Raw genomic sequence first — 4,848 nt, 5'->3', positions numbered from 1 at the left:
TTTATCGGGTGAAGATCACCCGCTAACGCGGTCCGCAGCCTGAAGCGTTAGGCGAAAAAATGAGCAACCATATTAAAAGAGATAAAGAGATGGCGATCCAAAAAGAGATTTTAGACTATGCATGGAATTGGTTTGAATATCATGCAACCCAGCGCTTAGTTGCTTTTAGGTATTTTCTTATATTTTTAGGGATTTTATCAATTGCCTTAAATAATGCTCTGCAGGCATCGAATATAAACTTTGCTCAAATACTTTGTGCTGTAGGTGCTTTTATATCTATAGCATTTTTGATGCTAGAAGTTCGAAACGAAGAATTAGTAAACGTTGGAAGAGATGCTTTAATAGAGATAGAAAAAGACTCAAGCTATCCCAAAGTTGATTGTCTTAAGTTACTCACAAAAGATAGAAAAAGAGATGTAGTAAAAAGCCATAAAACGTGGTTACGTTTAATATATGTCCTGTGTGCAGTAGGCTTTGTAATAATTAGCATTAACCCGCAATCGATAACATAGCTTTCTTGTATATTAATTTATGTAATTTGAAAAGGTGCTTTCCATGCCATATGTCAGTAAAGATGCGAGAGAAAAGTTAGAAACCAGTAAATATCCTGAGTCGCCAGGCGAGTTGAACTACATGATAACGCGTATGGTCGATGAATACTTGGTGTCTAAAGGAGGTCTACGATACACAAATATTAATGAAGTAATAGGTGCGCTTGAATGTGTAAAACTAGAACTATACCGAAGAATCGCCGCGCCGTATGAAGATAAAAAGAAAGAAGAGACAGGCGATGTTTACAATATTCTAAAATAAGCGGCCTAACAAGGTTGTCAAGTTCACTCCGGGCCTTCGGCCCTGCGCGGGACGCCGCCTTCGTCGGCGCCCCTTACAACAGCGTTAGGCCTCGGGAACTAATATGCAATCAATTAGAGAGTGTGTAGTTTGAAACCAGAAGTACTTTATAAGTATCGTGACGACTCGGAGCGTACTGAAGGTATTATCAAGAATCAAAAAGTTTGGCTGTCTTCTCCAGAGCAATTGAACGATCCGCTTGAGTGCAAAACTGGTAAGATCCCTCCAGATTGGGAAGCGAAAACTGTTCGAGAACTTGAAAACGGTCAGCTTCTGGGGGTAGTAATGCCACTACCTTCATTTGAACCTCCTAAGCGCTTATTCTCGCTTAGTGAGAGAGAAACTAAGCAATGGATGAAGCGCTTTTCTAAGTTGAATCATTCGAGAAAAGTTAAAGCCATGAGAAAGTTGTACTCAGATCATGGAATTGAACTATCAAGGCCAGAGAATATTATTAAAGATATGCGTATGCGCCTATCTAAAGTTGGTATTTTCAGTCTGAGTGAAGACTGTTCAAATGAATTAATGTGGGCCCATTATGGTGCAAATCATGAAGGCATTGCATTAGGGTTTAGCTGTTCGAGTGATTGTAAACTCTCAAATCCAAGACATTGTTTACCTGTTGTTTATTGTAAAGAGAAACCAACCTTCAAGTCTGGCTTCAAGAATGAAGTACAAATTATGTCTCCTGGTTCTGGCCAACAAAATGTCCAACGTGTCTCGTTTGAAGATGAAGTTTTCCGTTCAACTATCAGCACAAAAACACCTGCATGGAATTATGAAAAAGAATGGAGATATGTTGAAGAAACTCACGGGCTTTTTGATTTCCCCGGAATCCTGATCCATGTAGTTTTTGGTTTGCGTATGAGTGATGAGCGCAAAAAGTACTACAGAGAAACAATCTCACAAAATATCAATAATCATGTAGATTTTTTTGAAGTCGTAGAGAGTGATGATTTGAGTGGGCTTAGTGTTTCCAAAGAGCAAGTCATGGCCTAACAAACCAAGCCAGTGGGAGTATTTCTCGCTGCGCTCAAAAAAAATGTCCCCTGCTTGGGGCGTTATAAGGCCTAGAGAGTATCGTGAGAGAAATCCAGACAAAATCAACTTCTAGAGTTACAGCGCAGGCCACCGACATTGTCCTGCGGCAAACAGATTCCATTCGCCTGATTTTTCGACCTACAATAATCGATAACGTCAAGAATAAGGAAGCTGCCCTAAAAGGCATATTTCTATATCAAAAAAAATCGAAAAAGGCCGCATGGGAAGATTTTGAGACCATTCCTCTCAGTTCCGTCAAAGGAGGTGAGGGATACAAACTCGAAATTAAGACAGCCGAACTACTACAGCTATTTCAGGAGCTGACCCAGCTTTACGAGCTTCACCAGAAAGAAGGTGTTCCGCGCGGGCAGAAACGGTACGTTCAAGCTACGCCGCAGCTCGAACAACTAGCTTCTTTGAGTGACAGTGATATTCATAGTTTTTCGAATGCCAACGTTGCGGTTGGCACATCCCTTTTATCGAAGTTGTTAGTCTGGGCAACAAGCCTAGATGATCCAAGTCCACTTATAGAAAGGCTTGTCGAAATCAATCCGGATTCATTGAGCAAGCTCAATGCGGCTCTAGGAATGCAAAGCCTAAAGAATGCTCTGGCGAGTTGGGAAGAAAACGAATGCATTTCCGATGAAGAATTTTGGCAAGAGAGCCTCACGAAGCACTCGTTTGTCTTGGAGCAGGTCTTTTCCTGGCCAACTTCCATTGTAAAAGGAAAGGCTTACGTTGGTGGTAAGAATGTATTTAACCAAGATGGGAATATTGTTGATTTCTTGCTAAGGAACAGGCTCACGCAAAGTGCCGCTCTTGTAGAGATAAAGACCCCAATGGCTCCTCTTTTGGGTGCGAAATACCGTCAAACGTACAATGTTTCGACTGAATTGTCCGGCTCAATCATGCAAGTTCTAAACTATAAGCACTCCCTGCAAGAGGATTTTCAGTCTCTTACTGGCAGAAGCGGTGACCTATTCGATTCGCTCAATCCGCAGTGCGCGGTCATTGTAGGCAATGCGGGAAGTGAGCTGGATGATCCCGCAAAGAAAAAGGCGTTTGAATTGTACCGCCATCAGTTTCCCGGTTTAACAGTGGTTACATTTGATGAGCTATTCGATAAAACACGACAGCTCATTTCTCTACTTGAAAGTGAACCGAGAGTAGAAGTAGAAAGTGATGACATGCCGTTCTAATCGGCCTTATAACAAGTCAAGGCAGCAAGGGCGCTTCGCGCCCGGACCCGCTAACGCGGGCCCCCGCTTGAAGCGTTAGGCATTACCGGAATTAGTCCGCGATAAGACGATTTTTAGTGGGAAGGCAAATTAAATGGGAACTGCGATAGAACTATGCCTTGGAGACGTTTCGCTGTCGTACTCTAAAAATCATATGGGCATAGATTATGGTTTTCTATTTCAGGACAGCGACTTAAAGCAGCAAAAGTCTAAATCAATAAATTACGAATATTACGAGGAAAACCCAGACGAAAAGTATGAGCTTGATGAGGCTGAGGAGGTCTTTTCTAGAACTCTATCTCGGGTATTGCCTCGTCTAAATTTACTAGGGTTTACACTTGAGGCTGCACGCGCTGAATACCAAGCGGTGGTTGCAGAAGCAGAGGAAATTTCTAGGGAAATTGATATAGAAGGATCGGGAAAAGAATTTCTCACATTCGAAGAATTCTCCAATTTGGCGTGTCGCTATCCTCTGCGAGAATTGAATAACGACTCTATCGAGTACGAAACGCCAGACCGAGACAGGGTTTCCATGGGACGCTTTGCCGCTGATATCGACTTATTTGATCGTATCCCTGGATACGAAGATTCTGATCTGTACTGGTCCGAAGCAAGTTACCTTTCTGCGAAAATTTGTATCCTAAGCGCGGAATCAATGCTTCAAGTCTTTGCACAGCATGAGGCAAATGCAGAGATTGAGGTTACGTGGGAGTTTGGCCCCATTGTCCATGCCGGCTGGGTTCAGCGTGATGCCTTCTTGGCCGGAGCGCGGCAAAGGCAAAAAGTTCTGATCGCAACCGAGGGTACATCAGACTCACGCATCATCCGACGAGCACTTGATGTCCTGCGTCCGGATGTGGCCGATTTTTTTAATTTTGTGGATGTCGATGAGCGCCACCCTTTCTGGGGAGCCGGGAACCTCGTTAAATTTGCAGAAGGACTTTTACGAATCGAGGTGCTCAATCAGGTTTTATTCGTTTTCGATAACGACGCAGAGGGCGTTGACGCTTTCCGAAAGCTAGGAAAACTGAACCCTCCTGCCAATATGAGAGCGATGCTTCTCCCTGACCTTGAGGAATTCCGGGAGTTTAGAACTCTCGGGCCTGAAGGTGTGAACATTTCCAATATCAATGGACGAGCCGCCGCGATTGAGTGCTATCTTGATCTCCGTCTAGATCAGTACCCTCCCGCCCAGGTCACATGGAGTAACCTCAAAAAAGATATTGACGCATGGCATGGAGTTTTGGATTTTAAAGAATCCTATTCAAAGCATTTCTATGAGCAGTCCGACTACGACCTGAAAAATGGCGATTACGACGCGTCCAAGCTATTGAAATTAATAGATTCGCTTATTTTAGAGGCTGGATTGGTTACCCCGGTTGTGTGAGGAAGTTCCATTTTTTACGTGTCGGAGCGTCTCCAGAATTTGCCTAACAAGGCGCTGCTGCCGGACAATGAACTTCACCCGATAAATCGGACACCTCAATCTAACGAGGAGTCCCAGCATGCCCAGGTATACCCGACCCAGAAAGACCTGGCAGTACAGCAATGAATTCAAAGCCAAGGCAGTGCAGCTTTCGCATCTCCCCGATGTGAAAGTGAAAGACGTAGCAGAGGCGTTAGACATTCACCCCTTCATGCTTTCGCGTTGGAGGAAAGAACTCCGGGAAGGCAGAATCGTGGTAAAGGACACCAAGCCCACCGACCTTGAAATGGA

The 4,848-nt window shown here is 43.9% G+C and carries 6 protein-coding genes; all 6 read left to right on the top strand.

All coding sequences use genetic code 11. From position 1 onward, the window contains the following. The first annotated feature begins 59 nt into the window (after positions 1 to 59). A complete protein-coding gene (locus tag E4634_RS20920) occupies positions 60 to 512 on the top strand; it encodes a hypothetical protein (protein WP_135446637.1) in 453 nt (150 codons plus the stop codon). Between the two features lie 43 nt (positions 513 to 555). Then, complete coding sequence (locus E4634_RS20915; protein WP_135446636.1) at positions 556 to 813, top strand: DUF6899 family protein; 258 nt, start codon at positions 556 to 558, stop codon at positions 811 to 813. Between the two features lie 129 nt (positions 814 to 942). Further along, positions 943 to 1,851 (top strand): DUF2971 domain-containing protein, encoded by a 909-nt coding sequence (locus E4634_RS20910; protein ID WP_135446635.1) that lies wholly within the window; start codon positions 943 to 945, stop codon positions 1,849 to 1,851. Between the two features lie 83 nt (positions 1,852 to 1,934). Continuing rightward, positions 1,935 to 3,092: a Shedu immune nuclease family protein gene (locus E4634_RS20905; protein WP_135446634.1), complete on the top strand. Its 1,158-nt coding sequence runs from the start codon at positions 1,935 to 1,937 to the stop codon at positions 3,090 to 3,092. A 133-nt stretch (positions 3,093 to 3,225) separates the two neighbouring features. Then, positions 3,226 to 4,518, top strand: coding sequence for a HEPN/Toprim-associated domain-containing protein (locus E4634_RS20900; protein ID WP_135446633.1), 1,293 nt, complete (start codon positions 3,226 to 3,228; stop codon positions 4,516 to 4,518). A gap of 118 nt (positions 4,519 to 4,636) precedes the next feature. Continuing rightward, on the top strand, positions 4,637 to 4,848 hold a 212-nt coding region (locus E4634_RS20895), incomplete at its 3' end, for a transposase (protein WP_135446632.1).

The sequence above is a fragment of the Mangrovimicrobium sediminis genome (assembly GCF_004745945.1).
In the GTDB taxonomy this organism is placed as follows: Bacteria; Pseudomonadota; Gammaproteobacteria; order Pseudomonadales; family Halieaceae; genus Mangrovimicrobium; species Mangrovimicrobium sediminis.
This window is presented reverse-complemented; position numbering and strand designations above follow the sequence as displayed.

Excerpts from the sequence above, each read along its gene's own strand:
- E4634_RS20920 (WP_135446637.1), top strand. The coding sequence starts at position 60 with ATGAGCAACCATATTAAAAGAGATAAAGAGATGGCGATCCAAAAAGAG.
- E4634_RS20915 (WP_135446636.1), top strand. The coding sequence starts at position 556 with ATGCCATATGTCAGTAAAGATGCGAGAGAAAAGTTAGAAACCAGTAAA.
- E4634_RS20900 (WP_135446633.1), top strand. The coding sequence starts at position 3,226 with ATGGGAACTGCGATAGAACTATGCCTTGGAGACGTTTCGCTGTCGTAC.